Genomic DNA, 19,466 nt, shown 5'->3' on the forward strand with positions numbered 1-19,466 from the left:
ATCTGGCTAGTTGTCCGAAAAATCCTAATTTTTCGGACAATCGCCGGCTTTCCGTCAATCTAATTCGCCTTTGCGTGACTATTTCAAAAGTCTGCTACTGACCAAGATCGAATGTCGCGCGAACTTCATAGCCTACCCCGATGCGCTTCGGGGCGGATTGCCGGCGTTTGAGGGATTTTTGCACATACTTGAGCGCTTCATCTTCATTGTCGACGATAGTCACCAGGGTGCGTCCTTTGCCGCCGATCCGTCCGTAAGTGATTTCCACGATCCAGTTCCCGAAGAGGTCCTGCCCATAGGCCAGTGAATAGGCGCGGTGAATATTGCGAGCGGGATCTCGCGCTTCAAGATAAGCGACCGGTGTCAGCATGGCTCGGTCTCCTGAATCGCTCCCCTGCCCCCCGGCAGATGCCGGTATAGAGTGGAAGGTGCTACCTGGAGACGTTTGGCGACGTCTTCCATCGTCATATCAGGATCGGACAGCATGGCCTTAGCTGCCGCAATGTCTTTGGCGGCCAAGGCCGATGGACGACCTCCTTTTTTGCCATGAGCCCGGGCCGCATCCAGACCGGCTTTCGTGCGTTCGCGGATGATAGAGCGTTCAAATTCAGCCAAAGCACCGAACACATGAAAGATCAATTTCCCGCCGGCGGTCGTGGTGTCGATCGCTTCAGTCAAAGAGCATAGCCCAATACCGCGGCTCTCCAGTAACTCCACCGTTTCAATCAGTTGTTTCAGCGAGCGTGCCAAGCGGTCCAGTTTCCATACCACCAGACTATCCCCTGCCCTGAGAGAGTCCAGCGCTGCCCACAGCTCTGGCCGATCGCGTTGCGCCCCCGAGGATTTCTCCATAAATATCTTTTTACAGCCGGCCGTTCTGAGCGCATCCAACTGCAGATTGGGATTCTGGTCATGCGTGGAAACGCGGACATAACCGACAAACATAAAGTCTCCGAAAACTCATCTGTAGTATGAATTATTCGGAGATAGGTTTCAAGAGACAGTTTTAGGAAATTACGGGATAGCGGAAAACCAGATTTTTGTCATTTTCAGAAGTCGATTGCACAAAATGTCAAAAGTCGTGTGCACGACTTAAAATGACCTCATTCGGCAGTGCTATGATGAAGTAACCCCTATTCAACGACAGAAAATGTATCTAATTCCATGCCTAAACCTCATTTTTGTGCAGAGGAGTTTTAAGCATAAACCAGCACTGTGCAGAGGACTACTGATTTGTGATTGCTCAATAGTCCTCTGCACAACACGGTTCTAAGCCAATAAAATGGTGCAAACGACTTCTGAAAATGACAATTTTTGTCATTTTCAGAAGTCGATTGCACAAAATGTCAAAAGTCGTGTGCACGACTTAAAATGACCTCATTCGGCAGTGCTATGATGAAGTAACCCCTATTCAACGACAGAAAATGTATCTAATTCCATGCCTAAACCTCATTTTTGTGCAGAGGAGTTTTAAGCATAAACCAGCACTGTGCAGAGGACTACTGATTTGTGATTGCTCAATAGTCCTCTGCACAACACGGTTCTAAGCCAATAAAATGGTGCAAACGACTTCTGAAAATGACAGCAGCTGTCATTTTCGGAAGTGAATCGATTTTATGTTTTTCCGCTTATCTGCTATTTTTTGAACCAGCGAATTATGGAATTAATAAGCGAAATTTCGCCGTCATTCTGCTTGACGTTGCGGGCTTTTAGGATGTCATCAATACGCCTAGAGGCTAAGTCCTTCATGACTTTAATTTTTTTTGCAATTTCTTCCTCAGAAGCGCTCATTTAAAACCTCATAACTATAAAAGCTTTGTTGGAGAATCCTCTCTTTGAGCTTATAGTTGTCTTTTTCCTGTTGGCCTGTCTGGTCGTAAATGCGAACAAAAAAACGACAATTGTGATCTTTGCTCCAGTTTAATAAATCCTCGGTCTGTATAGAAAAAGCACGTGGCGAAATCTCACTATCAAATGTTATCTGCTGAATAGGCAGCAGAGATTGCTCTTCTTGACGATGGGGGAGTTTGCGATCACGTATAATGTATCCATTTGACTTTAATGCCACATCAAATATGTAATCTGGCTTGCCATTTGAAGCGACCCAACACGGCGGATATTCGGTTCCTCGTCCTCCTAGCCTTTGAGTAAGATTGAGGATCTGGCCTTTCAGGGTCTCATTTTCCTTTTCAAGGGTGCGTTTCTGGCTAATCAAATCTGTTGATTCATTTAATGCCTTTAGAGCAGACTTGACATCGCCAGGTGCAATTGGAGGGGTTTGATTTTTGGCAAACTCCTTCATCTCTTTACCAAGGATTGCATCTTGGGCTAGTTCTGCAGCAGAGGTTTGAGGTGAATTCTTGGCATTTTCTAAAAGTTTTTTTAGTTCTTTATAACTTTCAAGCTCGGCACGAAGTTTCTCAAGCTCACGCTTGACCACATCCAATTCCTTTGAGTTTTGGATAGCCATCCTGATCTCTTTAAATTGTTCATCAATGGTTTGTGCATTAGGGAATGCCCGCCTGATTTCTTGAATTAAACGGGCTGTATCAACAGAATGCGCCCCGGAAACCTGAACAAGTGCTTTTATACGCTCTTCTTTAGAAAAGATGGTTGCACCAAGAGCCATCAAGATCGCAAACAAAATCAAAATCATGATCTCGGCCATCGTGAAGCCAAGAATAAGCCCGCGACGATAGGAGCGATCCTGTCGTGAATTGGTGTGCTGCATTAGGATTTAATTTTTTGAGATTGTTCTGCCACGGATTCCAATTGGAGGCGCGCTGTAATTTCGTCAATCATTTCGTTCAAGCCAGCATGAACTTGAAATGTGGATTTACGTGATTTCTCGAGTTCTTTTTCTAATTCTCCTGAATGCTTTCGAACTGTCTCAAGGATTGTTTCCGCTGAAGCCGCCAGTTCCTGAATAGTGCGTATCTCCTGTCCTTTAATCTCATCAATGGATTGCCCGATGGTTTTTTGGACGTCTGATCCCTTCTGAGTGATGACAGCCATGGCCGCATCAACCTCCGATTGCCATGAACCAATCAGGGAAGATAAAGCGGTCGATGTACCGCTTAGTGATTGTTTGATCTCATTAAGAGCTTGGGCTTGCTCTTTATTGAGCTTCTGAGCTTCTGCAACTGTTTGAGTTATAGACATGAAAATACCATTGCCAAGTTCAGCAGACTTGTTAAGCGTCATCATGTTTTCTTGAGCTTGAACAGCAACAGCATTCAATGCAGACACATTCTGTTCAAGAACACTGGAGCTTGCTAACGCATTATCAATAGTCTTTGTAAGTCTTGCAAGTACCTTTCCATCGCCACTTGCCCTCTTATTAATTGCTTCTCCTGCTTCTTTGATCGCATCCATAGCTGGAGCAATTTTTGTCGTAATCAGATCTGCCGGTGCCTCAATACTCTCAACACGTTTAAGGAGGTGCTCTATAGCGGTTACCATTCCACTGGACGTAGTGTTGAGTTGCTCAATATTTAGCGTAAAGTTGTCGAGTGTTTTGTTAATTCGAGTGCCAAGCATTTCAGCAACCGTCCCGAACTTTTCAGCACTTTGGCTCATGGCTTCGGAGGCTTCTTGGGAAACTGCTTGTAATCCTTCTGAGATAGATTGCTTTGTCGCACGGCCAAAATGATTCATATCCAAAGTGATCTGATCGAGTTCTGTTCGTAGTCGCGTAGCTGCATTCGCCAATTCCATCCTGGCTTCCGCTTCAATATCAACAATGTCATGGCGCATTTGATTAAACAAAATACGCAGCATTAGCCCAAAAATAGTTGTAGCAAGGGCTATCCCAAAACTATTAATAATGGAATCAATGTTTGCTGTCGCAGGAAATTCCTCTGAAGCCGAAGAAAAATTGTAAAGGGCATAGGAAAGGCTGACCAAGGTGTAAAGAAAACCTAGATAATAAAGATTATCGCCTGATTGGTCTTCGCTTAGCCGACGCTCTCGAACTTTGGCCAACATAGCTGCGTAGGCCAGCATTAGAACAATGGGAAAAGCTGTTACATACAATTGCTGAAATTGATAAATTTTTAAGGTTATAATGCCGATAGTCCCAATGATAAACACAAGACCAAACATGTATTTATCAAAAAAGCTCCGCACAGGATTCAACCTCGGCGCACGTCTCTTATCTGTCATTTTGACACCCGTTGCTTTCAACTAAGACACAAAAATAGGCATTTTGAGCCCCTTGTTCTGCAAATATCCGTTGCCAAAGTTCAGCAAGCTTTGAGCGATTTAGCGCGTTGTCCCGCACAAGCATCCAAACACTAATATCTATATCCCGCAAATCGCTTTTCATTCGCTCAAACGATTTGTTTTGGAAGAAGTTTTCCGTTGGTAGCGCCCCTCGATAGAGGGAGAGGTCGGATGTATGTTGCATAAGGTCGGAAACAATAATGAGCTTTTTAGTTTTATCTCGAAGAGATGGTTCAGATAGGCTTGTCAGCACAACCGACTGAATGCTCTCCATAATCGGAGACTCATTTTCTGGCGATGCATCAAGGAGCTGAGATATTTCACGCTCAAGAGGTTGTCCGAACCCATCCTGCCACATCTGCTCAACATGGCGAGGATTACCAATAAGCGGACTGATTGCATCTCCATGCCCCGGGTTACAGAGAGAAGCCACAGGTTTTAGAAGGCTAGACTGAGTGCTGTGAATAAAATAAAGGTCTAGGCGTCCATGTAACGGGATAGCGTCCCTTAAACTCTGAAACGCAAATATAAAAGCCTGTTTTTGCTGAACGGAAAGGCTATCAGTTGCATCAATCAATAACGCGGTAACACTTTCTGCTCCAGATTTTGGGCAGAACGTATTTTTATCAATTTCAGGGGAGTTTGCCTTTGAATAGAAATAAGATCCTGCGCCTGCCGTGATAAAAAACAGCGCTACAATAATGAGCATGAGGATGCCCCAATAATCCGCTTTCCGATCTCTCACGTCTTTGCGGTTACGGGAATGATAGTTACGTCGGGACATCGTCGGTCGCTTTTGAGCTCAGAATTGCGTTAATTTGTTCAATCATAGTTATGGCTTGATCAAAAGCGTCCATAACATCCTTGATAGCAGATTGTATCGTTGCGTTGGCTTCAATCATTACGTCATTCAGACGCTCATTAGAAAGAGATGTCGGAGGGAGAACAGGTGAGTGTTTTCTTTCAAGATGCCACGCTCGATCAAAATGTTTGGGTGAAGGTGTATTGCGTGTTTCTCGGTTCCTTGCACGATAAAAGGTGATCAGTTCGCGACCACAACTCTCAAGGTAGTTTTGGTGCGTCTCAAAGTTCACAAGTAAATTTGTTCGGTTGGCAATGATTGAGTCGTGTTCTTGCCTTCTCTTAACAAGGTCATCTTTGAGTTGCGCTAGACTAGTAGAGGCATTATCTCTGGTTTGCCTTAAATCCTCTAATAAGGTGGCTTTTTTATCCGCATAGGTTTCATAGGCTCTCCGACGCAGACGATCCCAATGCCCATATTTGGGATAAGGGTCATCCATTCCAAAACCATCGAGCAAAGCAATAAGGGCAAAAAAACAACCAACGCCAACCATCATCCATGACTTAAAGTCAGCGATATTAAAAAAGTCTGCCACGAAAGACGAAACAGCCAATACTGCCGCTTGATCTGACATTGCACTCGCAAGGGCATCGCGATAATGGGCGACGAAGAGATTAAATACAAAATTTCCAGCGAAGAAGAGCAAAATCAATGCACTACCAATGAGCTTGCGTCCGATCTTATTGTGCCAGATAAGTGGCATAATTTTTTGGCCAAAAAACAATGCCAATCCGATATTTACAAGAGAAATAATAAACGCCTCTCCCACACCTCCCAATAAGCCAAACTCATTGCCAACAGCCAGAAAAAATGCGTTAAATAGACATTCGGCTAAAAATAAAAGGGCTATGATGCCTGAGTATAATAGTTTTGATTGTGGATAATGAGCAGGACGGGTAAGGCTATTTTCGAGCCTAAAGTTTTTGAATTGGGCTGCATGCTCTTTCACATCATCGCGTGAAATTGTCAGGTCATCTTGTCCCTGATGAATCTGTTCATTAAAATCACCGATGGCTTCCCTTGCAGCAAGAGTAACCTGCGTTAAACGGGCTTCAATGTTCAGGTTAGCCAGTCTCTGATTGTAGGTTGCCAAATTGGCATTAAACTCATTCAGGCATCTGGCTCTCTCAGCCTCGATAAAATTGATGATGGCACTCTCGACCTCATCAAAGTCGTCGCTACCCGAGCTTGGAAGTTGTTTGCTGCCATTTTCTTTTGCTTTTTCATCAAGCCTAAGATCCTTTTTTATCTTATCGATATTTAGAGGAAGAAATTGGCTAATTCCAGCGAGTTGAATCTGATCGGATGATACTATTAGGTCTTTAAGTTTTTCGAGCATATTCATACCAATATATTTACTTCCTTATTTTTCACCATATAGTATTCACCATAATTATTTGTTTCATTTGCCGCTAATAAGTACCCATGCAAAATTAATTCGGTATTTTTTCAGAGCGTATTGAAAAATAATTAAACAAAATCAACGTGTTACAATGCACAATATTGGTGGATAAATATGCATGGGTACTTACTGCGAGATGCTTCGGAATTTTTACAACATAAAAATTTGATTATAGCCGATTTCTTGGTTTGGGACTAACGGATTGGTTGCTAGTCTTCCGTCCTTCGCCAAAGTAATCCCTTCGACTTAACGGCACAAACTTGCGCACGGAATGCCATCATGGTTGCCATCTAGACTGGAAAGGCCACAGGTGTTGAGGTAGAAGCGGGCTTCATCGCAACTGGTCATCTGCCGACATATTTGTTTGGTGCCGCAGATTAAGCTTTGTCTATGGGGTTGGGCGGTTTCCGTTAAAGTGGATGGCGTGGGGTGTCGCCACTCCCATGGCGGAATGCGTTGATCCTCCGGCAGTTTCCAGAGACCGCGTTTGGCTTGCTGCGCCTTGGTTTGCAAAGGGATGAGAGATGTATCTTTGAGGTATTTCAGATAGACCCACGCTGCGCCGCGCTCGATCATTTGTGTGTTTACATCTTGATTGTCAGCAAAGACCCGTCCGACAAGGCGACCATAGCGGTCCTTGTCCTCGATCTCAACCGTCACCGTTTTTCCGAAGATTAAATTGGATAACTCCTGTTTCGCCTTATTTCCATAAGGTTGCCGAGATTCAGGGGCATCAATTTCGGCCATGCGGATTTTGTTTTGTTGGTGGTCTATCGTCAGCACCGTGAACGTATCGCCATCATGCACCGCGATCACGCGACCTTGTAGGTGTTCAGCAATCGCAATGATTGGCATGAACAGGATCAACAACGCGATGAAAGCAACGGGGTGCATGCGGGGACTCTCCTTGTAACTTTAATGGTTTTCGGCGTTGTGGTTTTAAAGTATTACTCTCTTTTCCTGAAAATGCTTGAGATACGAACCGACCTTGATACAGTTTTGATGTTTTGCAACCCGGGCGAGTTAGAAAAAAACAGTTTTCTCGTCAGAAAAATCGGCTTTCAGGCTGTTTCCTCCGTGTCTAAGGCATCGTGTACGATCTCCGTTATGAATTTTCAATTTCGGATAAAATTGTAGTGTTAGTCTGTCCTGATTGAAAGTTTATAGTCGTAATTGGGTTTGGGGTGAATAGAAGGAATAATTAACTTGCGTCCTCTTTCGAATAGAGATCGGCCTATCAATAATATGACTTTGGGAGTGAGTGGCTGGCCGGTTTGGGTCGTTTTTTCCAGTTGCAGCCCCTCAAAAACGGCCGATTTATGGAGCCAGGTGAGTGACTAGAAAATGAGCAGGATAAAGAAAAGCATTCGGCAAATCTATCCACAAAATCTGTGGATAACCCTGTCGTTAATTCGTCACAATTTATCCTAACTCTCTGCCCTCTCTGGAGTTAAGTCAAATTGACCAAAAATTGACCACCCAAACTCCAGCCACTGAAAATCGTGGCTTAGACCGGCTGTCAATCGATTTAGAAAAACAGGGCTCCCTGCCCCTCCGTTACTCAGTGTTGGTCGGGTTGTTGAAGATAATTTGCCGAGGTACATAACTGGAGACGGGGGTAGATTGAATCGTCGCCGGCGTAGCCGATACCTGGTGCGCGACTTCTTGAACCTTGGTCGGCTGGATTGGCATCGAGACCGTAGCGCCTTCTTTTGTGACGTCCAACGTCACAAAACGGGCTTCCAGCCACTCGGCCCACTTCGACGCCTTGCGTATCAGATCGGCGCGGTATACGGAGTTGTATCGCGGTGTGCGCGAGTGGTAGTTGGCGGATTTCGTCCACAGGTCGCCCTTATCGTTGCGAATATGCATACGCAATCGCCAAGCGGCCAGATCGAACGAGTAGCAGCCGGCTGCCGCTACATCGTTTGCCGTGATTCCGTACCGGGTCAGATCGCGCAGGTACGATGTGTTGAACTGCATCGGGCCTACGTCATGGGTGCCGTTAGTATTGCGCACCCACTTCCCCGGTTTGCCCGCTTCTTTCTCAGCCACTGCCAACATAATGTTGGCAGGAACTTCGTACTTTACGGCGGCCGAGATCGAACAGACAACGCGCTCTTGCATTTGTGGAGGAAGGTCAATGAACATCAGAATTCCCTATAGGTTAACGCGATTATTATCACGGTCGCGGAAGGCCGCGACTTCCGACTCTTCGTCGACGTCGCCAGATTTTGCTGAGGCTAGGGTATTTCCGTCAAATGTTGGGGCGACACTGCCCTGCCCTTTAATGGCGGCAGCGATTTTTCCGCCTGTGGTATCGGCAATGCGATCCATTCCCGCTTCTTTGATGCTGGTCGCCTTTTCCTTGGCGACTTCAGTGGCACCTTGAGCCAAGTTAGCCGTTGCGTCAGCCGTGATCCGGCCGACTATACCGGCGACCTTGGCGGCTGATGTCAACATGCTTGATTCGGATGAACCTGCATTGGTGAAACCAGCAGCTTGTGCGTAATTTGTGCTGCCGCCGGACGAACTACCTCCATCTGATGGTCGGCCGAAGTTCGAAAGAATGTCAGTGCCATTTGCCACATTATCGTTGGCCTTCGAGACGGCAGCCATAAGAGCCTGTGCGCCTCCAGCGGCCGAGGCTCCGCCCGCCATGATTCCGCTGCCGGCCATTTGGGTTGCTGACCAGGCCATGCTGGTAGCTCCTAACGCAGCCCCCGCTCCGTAGTTGCCGATGCTGGCACCGCCGACGCTAGCGCCGGTGATGATGCCAGCGAGAAGTGGCGGAATCTTATTGACCAAGGCTAATAATACGATCGTTACGATCATCATCACGCCCATTTCCTTGAGGCTGATCCCCTCGCTCATGCGCGTGTAATAATCATCGAGGAAAGTTTTGCCGATGCCTACCAAGAGCACCATCGCCATAAGCTGTGCAGCTATGCCGAGGACGGTCTTGTAGTAATTGATCGCCATATCCGTTGTCCACCTGGATCCACCGAATCCTAAAAAGAACACGCCACCGTAAGCAAGAACCCACCCGGACGTCAGGAGAAGGAGCATGTTCACGCCGACCAAGGCCAGAATGACCAGAATAGCCACCGCCATCAAGATGCCAGTCATGCTATCCACTGGCGACCAGAGAGTTGACTGATCCATCACCTTGTCGAAGATGGCGAATCCCACATCGACAATGCCGGATGGCGACAGTGTGTTACCGAGACCAGTAGCATTTCCAGCTATTTGTCGCAGCGACGTATAAATCGAAGAGGCAAAATTAGGCCCATTGATGAGAAGCCACCAAAAAAAACCCGTAAAGACCGTGAAGCGAAAAAACTCAGCGAAGAATTCCCCAATGTCGGCCTTTCTGAGTGCCATCATGCCGAATGTCCATACCATTGAAATGATCACAAGCGTCCAGAAAAGCCACGTTGCGGCGGAAGTGACGACCCCGGCCCAACTTGACGCTGCTGCTGAATAACGATCCAGGACATTGTCCATAATGCCGGCATTATCTATGGCCGCTTGTACGTCCATAGAAAAGAGTGCCAGGCATAGGATGATCGGCATGTAAGCGGTTTTTGAATTAGGCGGCATTCTCATGTTGTCCTACCATTCGCGTTTTTTGCTAGGCTGAAATCCGCCTGAGCGATGTAGACATTTCGATGCGAATTCTTGCTGGGTGCCTTTATCGTTGATTTTTTTTATGGTCTCTGGCTTGCAGTTTTCATCGTTAACCTCTGGCATGTCCTGTGTCGAAATATCCTTAGAACATGCGCTGGCCAAAGCTGACAGAACGACTAAAAGAAAAAGATTATTTGGCTTCATTTATTCTCTCCTTACCAAGAACGTGCTTGACTGGAGCGATAGCTGCCCTTGCGCAGTTTCTCGGCCGAGGCCGCTTCCTGAGCTTCGCGATCCGCTTCCGACTGCATCCGTGTGGCCATTGCATTCTGTTGAGCCATCATAAGTCCACGAATCTGTAAGAGTTGGTTGGCTTGCTGGCTGGCAAATTGATTTGCATATTGCAGCGCTTCCAAGCGCCCTGTCGCGCTTTGTGCGGACGATTGCAATCTTTCAAGCGTTTTAGCATCCGATCGAAGGGCGTCTTGTTGCTTGTCTAAACCACGAAAAAGGGCGTCGTTGGCTTTTTTCTGGGACTCTGACGCCAGGGTACGATTTTGCTCCATTGCGGTCCGTTCCGCATCAGAACAGCCGGCCGACGAGAAGCACGGTGATTGTCGATAATAAGCAACGTCCTGGAACTCGCTTAAATAGTTGTCAATGCTGCCTAGCTCGGCTTTGTAATTGTTCAGAGTATCGACCGCATTCATCAGTCCATTGATGGTGGTCTGCGCCTGATCCCACACATAGCTCGCTGGAGCCAACGAATTTTGTAGCTGGTCCATATACTGATCTATTTGCACTCTGTATTCATCTATTTGTTTCAGCGTCTGTAAATGGCTTTCAAAAGATGTCATAAAATTACTCGTCCAGTTGGCTCCGTCATAGACGGGAAATCCTGAGGAATATGCCGGCATCGACAACGTACCTGCAATGAGGACAACAATGCCCGATTTTTTAGCGGCTAAAATTTTCTGTGTCATGGTTCTTCTCCTTGGCGTTAATAATCGAATGACCTATACGGTTTTGAAAATGTCATGTCTTTGGTGACAATCACGTTGAATCGGTACCCAGGCCGGATTTCCAGAGTTGGGGCAACATTCAAGTTCTTTGCTATCAGTTGCGCAGTCACTTGACCGAGCTGTTGCCCCAATGCCTGGCTTAATGCACTGTTGGCGTTAGGCGCACCGTATAAGGTCGTTGTTTGGTCTTGCCGTTGACTGTACGCGGCGCCTGCGGTGACGGCAGACATGAGCAATGCTGATCCAAAAAGCCGAACATAATGATGGTTTTCTTGGTCATTGAAACCAGCGTACCCTGCACTATCAGCCCCCGGCATTGCACCAATATCCATCGCCTTACCGTCCGGAAAAACAATGCGTTGCCACGCTACCAGGACGCGAGCTTGGCCATAGGAGACGTCGCTAGAATATGCGCCTACTAGGCGGGACCCTTGAGGAATCAATAGATGTTTTCCTGTCGGGGTGTCATACACACTCTGAGCAACTTGCGCCATGATTTGGCCAGGAAGGTCGGAATTAATACCGGAGATTAGGGTTGCAGGAACAACAAAACCAGCCCGCAGCTCATACGGCGTGCGCGGCGCTTCGGGCTTTGATTCGAGTTTCCAACGATCCCCATCGCCTCCCGAGAATTTTGTGTAATCTTTACCGCTACCGTCAGCTGTCGATGGCTGTAATAGTGACGGGGCAGACGAGTCCGCGGACGTCCCACCTTCAAGACCCATATAGCGAATTTGGGACAGACGTGCTTGATAAGAGGCTGTCGGGTCCTGGTGCCTATTTGCTTCGATTTCCTGCCGTGCCGCCGCCAATCTGGCTAACATTTCCTCACGATTTTTGGGTGCGGTAGTGCTTGGCGACGACCCGGCGCTACGCGGGGCTGTGATTTGTACGCCGGTCTTTGCTTTCACTGCTTCTTGAAACATTTGCAGTTTTGCCATGCGTATGCGATCTGCTTCATCGTCATGTGGCACGGGATCAGATGGTGGCCTCGGCGGCGCGTCCAAGTTTTCCGGTCGTGCAATGAGTATGGGAGACGGTTCGGGTTCGGCTGGAGGTATCAATGGCGCGATCAGTCCGCTCGTCTGGTCGCCAGCAATTTCTTTAGCGAACATCGATGTGCTGCCATTGTTCAGGTGTTGTTCTTCCTTTTCATTTTGCTTGGCAGCGCGGTCCGCCGCTACCAAGCCCATAATGACAAGAAATGACATCAACACCCCACCCATGATATACATGGGTAAATTGTTGACTCGCCGTACTCCCGCGCCTGGCGATGAATCAGGGTCCATGTGATCAATCTCTATCATGGCCTTACTCCTTGTGCGTCCAGTAGCCCGGAATTACAGAACCATTTTGTTCAATGTACGGGCGGGTTAGAGATTCAGTTCCAACTAACAGAGTGAGGCGGTATATATTGGCGTCGTCGCTCCCTATTTGATCGAGCGCATAACCCAACGGTAGTGTGTTGGCCTCTGTTGTAGAGGGACCTTCGATTTGGTTAGGGCTGAACTCTACAATGGCATATCCGCTTTCGCGCAATCCCTTAACCAGCGCAATACCGAAGGCATCTGGCGTGGCTTGCTTCAGTTCGAGCCGAGTTTTTGCCGGCGGCCATCGCCTGGCAAGCTGCTTCACCGCTTCGCTAGCGAACCAGCTTTGCTGCTCTATGGTTGCGGATGGCAAATAGTTTCCATACTGTGAGGTCATGGCGCACCCCACCAAGGCAAGAGAGGCTACTGCCGCGAGAGTAAGCTTGATCATGTTATTTCCTCCGAGTAATGGCCACACGATCTTGATTGCCGCCGACACCCGCGATCAGAATGGCTTTGTCAAAAACGGTATCGACGATATAGCGATCGTTCTGGACGCGGTAATTGACCATAACGGTTTCATCATCTGAAAATAAGCCGCCCTCATTGCGAATCACCAGCAATGTCGGCGCTTCGGTTTGCTCCATCTCCCTCGGCATTTGCAGTATCGTCTTACGCCCATCATTAAAGACTCTGACCGGCTTCCAGGATGCAATGCCCTCAATGTCGTAATCAAAAAACAGATCCCCGAGGTACTCGCCGGTCTGAGGGATGGTTTTTTGCTCGTGCTCTTGTGATTCGCGAGTGCGAATATCATCCCACTTCGCAAGGGCATCTTCGGGATAGGTGAATGCCACCTGGGGCATGTACTCGGTACGGTGCGAACGCAACTTGAAATGATAGGTACGACGGTTTGTAGTTACGACTAGACTGGTTTCCAGTCCAACATCCATAGGTTTGATGATGAGATGCTGAGTTTCCGTTGATCCACTCCCCGTGATGGCAGGCTCCACTGTCCAGCGGGCCGTGTCACCCAGATTGATCGAGTTGACCTGCTCCCCTGCCTGAAGGCTTACATCGCAAACTTGCAGGACTGCACAAACGATACTGGGCTGCTGTGCCCCAAAAAGGAAATTGATTGCTCCATTGGAGCCGGCCACTGGCTTTATAGCATTAGCGGTCCCCGCTTCCCATCGCTTAGCGATGGCAATTGCGGCTTTTTCTTGCGCGGTTAACCGCGGATTATTTTTCGAAAAGTACTTGTCGGCTATGTCATCGCCAGGAGCTGCTTGGATAGATTCCGATACCGCCATAACGAGAGCCAAGATTTGAATGATAGTTTTGTTGCGCATGGGAAAGTCTCATTAATTCATGGGATGATTGACCAGGAAAAATCACGCACATAGATCCCTAGCGGGTTATTGCGTAATTGCTCGTCAGTGGTCTGAGATGTTGTTTCGATGGTATATACGTTGACTAATGCCCGCATGTTAACCGGTTGGCCTTTCATGACGCCTTGACGGTCACGCGTGGTTTCAGTCCATTCGACTTGCCAAGTATCCGGTGTCTGAGGGAGCACAGATTTGATCTCGACACTTACCATTTCCTTCGTCGCCCGCTTGAATGGGCTAGAATCTGCGGCGCCGTTTAACCACTCGTTCATCTTGGCCGTGGCCGGATCATTTGGAGACAGATGTGCATACACCCGGAAGACGGCTTTGCGCTGCAAAGCTACGTCAGGCGTTACGTACCGGGCATCGCTGACAAATTCCGATACCGAAGCGTGAACGACGCGCTGATCTGCTCGGCCGGCGGCTTGTACCGGTCCGACGGCGATGGTTTGGCCTAGCTTATCCACTTCGATCACGTAGGGAATGTACTTTGATTGACTGCCGATATGGATTACACCGCCTACGCTGGCGAGGGCGATCAACAGCGACAGGATGCCTACCACCTGCCAAGTCTGCCGCGACGAGACGACAGAACCGACATGCTCATTCCATGTGCGTCTGGCAGTTAAGTACGGGTTTTCGATTTCGATTCCGATCTTGGCAATCACAGGCTTATCAATATTCTGATGGCCCACTGATTGTTTTTTGAACATGTTCATCTTGGCTCCAGGTAGTCATTAAGTTTCAGGCCACGCCCGGCAAGCCAAACATGGACCCACTCATTTCCATGTTTGGCCTCCAGGTTCTTGATCGCCGCAACGGATTCTTTGTCTGACGCGCCGACAAAGGACAAGGCAAGAGGGCCTAGGGCGAGATCATAGAGTCGGCGCCCGTTCTCGGAAACGTAGTAATACTGTTGCTTTGGAATAGCTGTTGCCAGGATTTCAATCTGCCGTGCGTTGAGTCCCATTCGGCGATAGAGCACCGCCGTGTCCTCGTCACGAGCATATACATTCGGCAAAAATATCTTGGTCGCGGTCGATTCGACGATAACGTCAAGGATGCCTGAATTGACTGCATCCGATAGACTCTGCGTCGCCATGAGAACTAGGCAGTTCGCCTTCCGCATCACTTTGAGCCATTCTCTTATTTTGGCGCGAAATGCGGGATGTCCGAGCATCAACCAGGCCTCATCGAGAATAATGACAGCCGGCTGACCATGCAGTGACCGCTCAATGCGACGGAACAGGTACAGTAGAACCGGGAGAGCGTACTTCTCGCCGAGGTTCATCAGCTCCTCGATCTCGAACGCTGTGAAGTCTGAGAGTAATAAGCCGTCTTTTTCCGCGTCTAATAAATGGCCCATCGGGCCGTCTACCGTATATTGTCTGAGCGTTTCTCGGATCGCCGAGTCTTGGATTGTCACAGAGAACTCAGAGAACGTACTGGCACCGGAGGCATGCATACTCATAATCGCATTGCCAATTTCATTGCGCTGCGACGGCGTAGTGATCAAACCGTTCAACGCCAGGATAGTGTCGATCCATTCCATTGCCCAAGCGCGGTCCCCTTTAGTTTCGAGGAACTGCAACGGGCAGAAAGCCAAGCTGTCATCATCCGATGCAACCGAAAAATGCAACCCACCTAAGCCCTTGGTAAGTGGATAAATAGACATACCCTTGTCAAAAACATAGATCGACATGCCAGCATAGCGTCTGAGTTGGGCCGCGATAATGCCCAAGTGGGTCGATTTGCCTGCCCCAGTCGGCCCAAACATGAATGTATGTCCGAGGTCGCGCACATGCAGATTCAGTCTGAACGGTGTTGCGCCGTGGGTTACGCAGTGCATGAGCGCAGGCGACAGCGGCGGGTACATTGGGCACGGAGCGCTTGCGCTGCCCGTCCATATCGTGGAGGTCGGTAGCAGATCGGCAAGGTTCATCGTATTGATAAGCGGCCTTCGGACATTTTCGACACCGTGACCTGGAAGGCTACCCAGATAGGCATCCATCGTGTTGATAGTTTCGATACGAGCCGCAAAACCGAGCCGGTTGATAGCTCTTTCTACCTGGCGTGCGGACGTCTCAATGCGAGATCTGTCTTCGTCCATAAGGACTACAACGCTTGTGTAATAGCCTTGGGCTACGATACCGCTATTCACTTCGGCGATGGCCGATTCTGCGTCTGCCACCATTGAAACCGCGTCCTGATCGACCGGTCCGGTGTTCGTATTGAATACTTGATCAAAGAAACCGCGGACCTTCTGTCGCCATTTTTTGCGGAACTTGTCCAGGTGTTTCACAGCCTCGTGCTGATCCATGAAGATAAAGCGCGACGACCAACGGTATTCGCACGGCAGTTCACCAAGAGCGGTCAGGATTCCAGGTGTTGACTCCAAGGGAAATCCCTCGATGGCGACAACTTGAATGAGGTTGCGGCCGATCTTAGGTACGACTCCTGTGCGCAGTTCTTGTCCGCCGATTACAGCATCCAGGTACATCGGATTGCTGGGCAGTTGTACGGGATGGTGTTGCCCCGTTATGCAAAACTGAAGCCAACTTAGAAATTCGTCGTGAGTGATTTCCGCTCCGCCTTCTGTTGTAACCTTCTGGCCAAGCAAGCGAGTCAACTTTACCGCCGATGAAAGACGACTTTCAATATTTGATATTTCGCGCTTGAATTGGCCAATAAGGCTCATCGTGCGAGCTTTATGATCCGGCGTTTCTGTATTGTCATCAAACATGAGTTCAACGAATTTACGCTGTGCCAAGACAGGCGGAAACCATGTCAGAGTTAAAACGAAATAACCTTCGTACATCGCCCCCATGCGCTGAAAAAGTCGGCGGCGCTCTTCGTCTATAGCGGCAGAGACTGGATCATGGAAATGCGACCAGCCCTGCTCCGAGTAGGAAGGCGCTGGCCGGCGTATAGCATCTACATGCACCATCCAGCCATTACCCAGGCCAACTAGGGCCTGGTTGATGCGATATGAGACCATTTCACGTTGTTCATCGGTGCTACTTGCGTTGTCATCCCCTTTGTAGAGCCAGGCAGCCATGAAAGAGCCGTTTTTACCCACGATAACGCCGTTATCAACAACAGCGGCATAGATGAGCAAGTCGGCCAGTCCAGCATCTTTTGAACGATGCTTTTTGAGTTTCAGCTCTGCATCGACAGCCCGGATACGAGAAAACAAAATGAGCAATAGGACGGCGCCAAGTCCAGCAATCACAATTGTTAATGCCTGGATCATTTGTATTGTCTCCATTGATTTTCAGTGTTGTCGCGAAATGGCGTGCTGCGTGGGGCGTAATACTTTTTATAACGTCGGCTCCGCAGGTAAACGTAACGCATCTTTGGATCGCTCTTTGCCATTAGACGAAACAAGAACAGCGCGCTGATCCAAAGAATAATGCCGAATATAGTAGCCCTCAGCTCCTGAGCACTAAATATGAGCGCTCCCGCAACTAAACCCGAGAACATCACCATTTCACGATCACCGCCCATGAACAGGTTGTCTCTATTGCCAGCCCTTCGTATGGAAATGGTGCGTAGAGCCATGTTATGCAGCCTTTCCGTTGGAGACTGAAGTGCTGGCCACCTGGATCTGATCAGTCAGATAGGCGATTTCTGCACCACGGCCAAAGAATGTACCCATCATGTTTTGTGCTCCGACCAGCAACGCCATGACCAATACGATAAATATCAATGTTCTAAAAAAGCCGTTGAGTTCGCCGCCAAATATCAAAACCCCGCCGGCAACCACGATGCCGATAATGGATAACGTAAACGCCACCGGACCGCTGACAGAGTTGCGCAGGTTGGTCAACCAACTTTCATAGGGAAGCGAGCCGCCGGTTCCTTCGGAAGCGAAGGCCGATGTCGGAGCCAATATGGCGATCGCTAATAGAGCGATTATCCCCATGTAAAGGTAGGTGCTACGATTGTTATCGAATGATGGTTTTTGCATAGATTTTTCTCCTATAGGGTTTTTGTAATGTATTGGCCAGCATGAAATCCGGTAACCTCAAGGATTTCCTGAATACGCCGGCCCTCCTGGAATCTGGCGATATGAACAACAACATGAACCGCCTCGCCAATAAGCGGCTCAATGGGTTTGGGGGAATCCGGGTGCATGCTGATAAGCATGGCAAGACGATCAAGCCCTGCTTTGGCGTTATTTGCATGCAGGGTTGCCGCACCTCCTTCGTGCCCGGTGTTCCAGGCCATTAATAAATCGAGAGCTTCCGGGCCGCGTACTTCCCCGACCAAGATTCTGTCTGGGCGCATGCGCAATGTGGTCTTCAGAAGCATGGTCATCGTGACTTCGAGCGACGTGTGGTACTGCACGTAGTTTTCAGCGGCGCATTGGATTTCACCGGTGTCTTCGATAATAAAAACTCGCTCGGTTGGGTTATTAATAACCATCTGATTGATGATTGCATTTACCAGTGTTGTCTTGCCCGATCCGGTCCCGCCGATTACAAGGATGTTTCGATGCGCAGCAACAGATTCAATTAACACCTGCCTCTGGTGATCCGTCATGATTCCGCGCTCGACGTATTGATCCAGGGTGAAGATGGCTACCGCCTTCTTGCGGATAGCAAAGGTCGGTGCCGGTACAATCGGCGGAAGCTGTCCGGCGAAGCGCGAACCGTCTAGTGGCAATTCCCCTTCCAGAATGGGTTTTTGGCGGGTAACTTCTTTGCCGTGATAACCGGCAATGGTTTCGATGATTGCTTGCGCCTGAGCTATGCGCATCGAGCCTATACACTTCATCGGCTCACCAAGACGCTCTTGCCACAGCCTGCCATCGGCATTAAGCATGACTTCGACGGTCTTCGGATCATGCAAAGCCGCCAATAGATCTGCTCCCATATCGCGTTCTAGCTTGCGTTTGGCCCGTTCTTTGACACTTGCGCTATCGAACTTTTCGTTATTATTGGTCATTTCGGATTCTTATATTGTCCCTGTTCCCGGAATAATACGATATAACGAAACGAAAAACAATGCAATAGTTTATATTGCATCATCTTTTGGTGCTAATCAGAATGGCAACGTGGAATATACTGGAGGGCTCAGAGGTAACTAACCCCGATCGACCTGGAGGGCTTTTAGCGGCTAAAAAGTAGTTTCAGTTATATTTTGTAGATTGACCAAGATCCTGCTATTTTCTCTTCTTATGGTTAAGAGTTCCTTAGTTCTGACTAAGATTGTCTTAGTTTTTCCCTTGTTTCCTCCCCCCACTTCCTGACAATAAATGCTTTGTGTTCTGGAAGAATAACCGATACCCTTTCATATCCGGGCGGCAGACTACTCCTCGCTTTTCCTCCAGCAAGTTCGTCTAAGTCTTCTTTACTTAAGTCTGTTGACTCAAGTAATAATGGAAGAGGTACATCTAATGCCTCCGCAATAGACTCCATCACCTTTAACGAGGGATTCCCGTTCCCTGTTGTTAAATCGGAAAGAAACGAGTTCGACACTCCCGATATTTCATGCAATTCTTTTTTCGTCATTCCACGCTCATCCAAGATGCGCAGAATATTTGTAAAGAATATATAGTTGTACACTGACGTCTTACCTTGTTTGATGAAACAGCTTTTTAGCCGCTAAAATGTTATTGAC

General features: G+C 48.3%; 21 protein-coding genes. All 21 read right to left on the reverse strand.

Annotated features, from left to right (window positions below; translation table 11 throughout):
• Positions 1-94: 94 nt before the first annotated feature.
• Positions 95-370: a WGR domain-containing protein gene (locus ACEPPP_RS19635; protein ID WP_374091018.1), complete on the reverse strand. Its 276-nt coding sequence runs from the start codon at positions 368-370 to the stop codon at positions 95-97.
• The gene (locus tag ACEPPP_RS19640; protein WP_374091019.1) at positions 364-945 is read right to left on the reverse strand and encodes a recombinase family protein; all 582 of its coding nucleotides are present in this window, start codon (positions 943-945) and stop codon (positions 364-366) included. The genes ACEPPP_RS19635 and ACEPPP_RS19640 overlap by 7 nt, the downstream gene beginning before the upstream one ends.
• A 690-nt stretch (positions 946-1,635) precedes the next feature.
• Positions 1,636-1,791: a hypothetical protein gene (locus ACEPPP_RS19645; RefSeq protein WP_374091020.1), complete on the reverse strand. Its 156-nt coding sequence runs from the start codon at positions 1,789-1,791 to the stop codon at positions 1,636-1,638.
• A complete protein-coding gene (locus ACEPPP_RS19650; protein WP_374091021.1) occupies positions 1,778-2,731 on the reverse strand; it encodes a hypothetical protein in 954 nt (317 codons plus the stop codon). The genes ACEPPP_RS19645 and ACEPPP_RS19650 overlap by 14 nt, the downstream gene beginning before the upstream one ends.
• Positions 2,731-4,164 (reverse strand): hypothetical protein, encoded by a 1,434-nt coding sequence (locus ACEPPP_RS19655; protein WP_374091022.1) that lies wholly within the window; start codon positions 4,162-4,164, stop codon positions 2,731-2,733. The genes ACEPPP_RS19650 and ACEPPP_RS19655 overlap by 1 nt, the downstream gene beginning before the upstream one ends.
• On the reverse strand, positions 4,154-4,933 hold the full coding sequence (locus tag ACEPPP_RS19660; protein ID WP_374091023.1) for a hypothetical protein: 780 nt from the start codon (positions 4,931-4,933) through the stop codon (positions 4,154-4,156). Before ACEPPP_RS19660 ends, ACEPPP_RS19655 begins: the two co-directional genes overlap by 11 nt.
• A gap of 61 nt (positions 4,934-4,994) precedes the next feature.
• Complete coding sequence (locus ACEPPP_RS19665) at positions 4,995-6,431, reverse strand: hypothetical protein (protein WP_374091024.1); 1,437 nt, start codon at positions 6,429-6,431, stop codon at positions 4,995-4,997.
• 303 nt (positions 6,432-6,734) lie between these two features.
• Positions 6,735-7,382 carry a thermonuclease family protein gene (locus ACEPPP_RS19670; RefSeq protein WP_374091025.1) on the reverse strand — a complete coding sequence of 216 codons (648 nt, stop codon included), beginning with the start codon at positions 7,380-7,382 and terminating at the stop codon, positions 6,735-6,737.
• Positions 7,383-8,045: 663 nt separating this feature from the next.
• Positions 8,046-8,645 (reverse strand): transglycosylase SLT domain-containing protein, encoded by a 600-nt coding sequence (locus tag ACEPPP_RS19675; RefSeq protein ID WP_374091032.1) that lies wholly within the window; start codon positions 8,643-8,645, stop codon positions 8,046-8,048.
• Between the two features lie 3 nt (positions 8,646-8,648).
• Complete coding sequence (gene trbL, locus ACEPPP_RS19680; protein ID WP_374091026.1) at positions 8,649-10,097, reverse strand: P-type conjugative transfer protein TrbL; 1,449 nt, start codon at positions 10,095-10,097, stop codon at positions 8,649-8,651.
• 6 nt (positions 10,098-10,103) lie between these two features.
• Positions 10,104-10,322, reverse strand: coding sequence for an entry exclusion lipoprotein TrbK (trbK, locus tag ACEPPP_RS19685; protein WP_374091027.1), 219 nt, complete (start codon positions 10,320-10,322; stop codon positions 10,104-10,106).
• A gap of 11 nt (positions 10,323-10,333) precedes the next feature.
• A complete protein-coding gene (trbJ, locus tag ACEPPP_RS19690) occupies positions 10,334-11,101 on the reverse strand; it encodes a P-type conjugative transfer protein TrbJ (RefSeq protein ID WP_374091028.1) in 768 nt (255 codons plus the stop codon).
• A 17-nt stretch (positions 11,102-11,118) separates the two neighbouring features.
• A complete protein-coding gene (locus ACEPPP_RS19695; protein ID WP_374091029.1) occupies positions 11,119-12,447 on the reverse strand; it encodes a TrbI/VirB10 family protein in 1,329 nt (442 codons plus the stop codon).
• Between the two features lie 4 nt (positions 12,448-12,451).
• Positions 12,452-12,901 carry a conjugal transfer protein TrbH gene (locus ACEPPP_RS19700; protein WP_374091030.1) on the reverse strand — a complete coding sequence of 150 codons (450 nt, stop codon included), beginning with the start codon at positions 12,899-12,901 and terminating at the stop codon, positions 12,452-12,454.
• A gap of 1 nt (position 12,902) precedes the next feature.
• Positions 12,903-13,802: a P-type conjugative transfer protein TrbG gene (trbG, locus tag ACEPPP_RS19705; protein WP_374090969.1), complete on the reverse strand. Its 900-nt coding sequence runs from the start codon at positions 13,800-13,802 to the stop codon at positions 12,903-12,905.
• Positions 13,803-13,819: 17 nt separating this feature from the next.
• Positions 13,820-14,560: a conjugal transfer protein TrbF gene (locus ACEPPP_RS19710; RefSeq protein ID WP_374090970.1), complete on the reverse strand. Its 741-nt coding sequence runs from the start codon at positions 14,558-14,560 to the stop codon at positions 13,820-13,822.
• Positions 14,557-17,094 (reverse strand): VirB4 family type IV secretion/conjugal transfer ATPase, encoded by a 2,538-nt coding sequence (locus tag ACEPPP_RS19715; protein WP_374090971.1) that lies wholly within the window; start codon positions 17,092-17,094, stop codon positions 14,557-14,559. Before ACEPPP_RS19715 ends, ACEPPP_RS19710 begins: the two co-directional genes overlap by 4 nt.
• Positions 17,091-17,402, reverse strand: a complete 312-nt coding sequence (locus ACEPPP_RS19720) for a conjugal transfer protein TrbD (protein ID WP_374090972.1) — start codon at positions 17,400-17,402, stop codon at positions 17,091-17,093. The genes ACEPPP_RS19715 and ACEPPP_RS19720 overlap by 4 nt, the downstream gene beginning before the upstream one ends.
• Position 17,403: 1 nt before the next feature.
• Positions 17,404-17,811: a conjugal transfer system pilin TrbC gene (gene trbC, locus ACEPPP_RS19725; protein ID WP_374090973.1), complete on the reverse strand. Its 408-nt coding sequence runs from the start codon at positions 17,809-17,811 to the stop codon at positions 17,404-17,406.
• Between the two features lie 11 nt (positions 17,812-17,822).
• Positions 17,823-18,791 (reverse strand): P-type conjugative transfer ATPase TrbB, encoded by a 969-nt coding sequence (gene trbB, locus ACEPPP_RS19730; protein WP_374090974.1) that lies wholly within the window; start codon positions 18,789-18,791, stop codon positions 17,823-17,825.
• 257 nt (positions 18,792-19,048) lie between these two features.
• Positions 19,049-19,411: a transcriptional regulator gene (locus ACEPPP_RS19735; protein ID WP_374090975.1), complete on the reverse strand. Its 363-nt coding sequence runs from the start codon at positions 19,409-19,411 to the stop codon at positions 19,049-19,051.
• Between the last annotated feature and the right edge of the window lie 55 nt (positions 19,412-19,466).

Origin of the sequence: Methylomicrobium lacus (assembly GCF_041897535.1) — a bacterium.
GTDB classification, from domain to species: domain Bacteria; phylum Pseudomonadota; class Gammaproteobacteria; order Methylococcales; family Methylomonadaceae; genus Methylomicrobium; species Methylomicrobium lacus_A.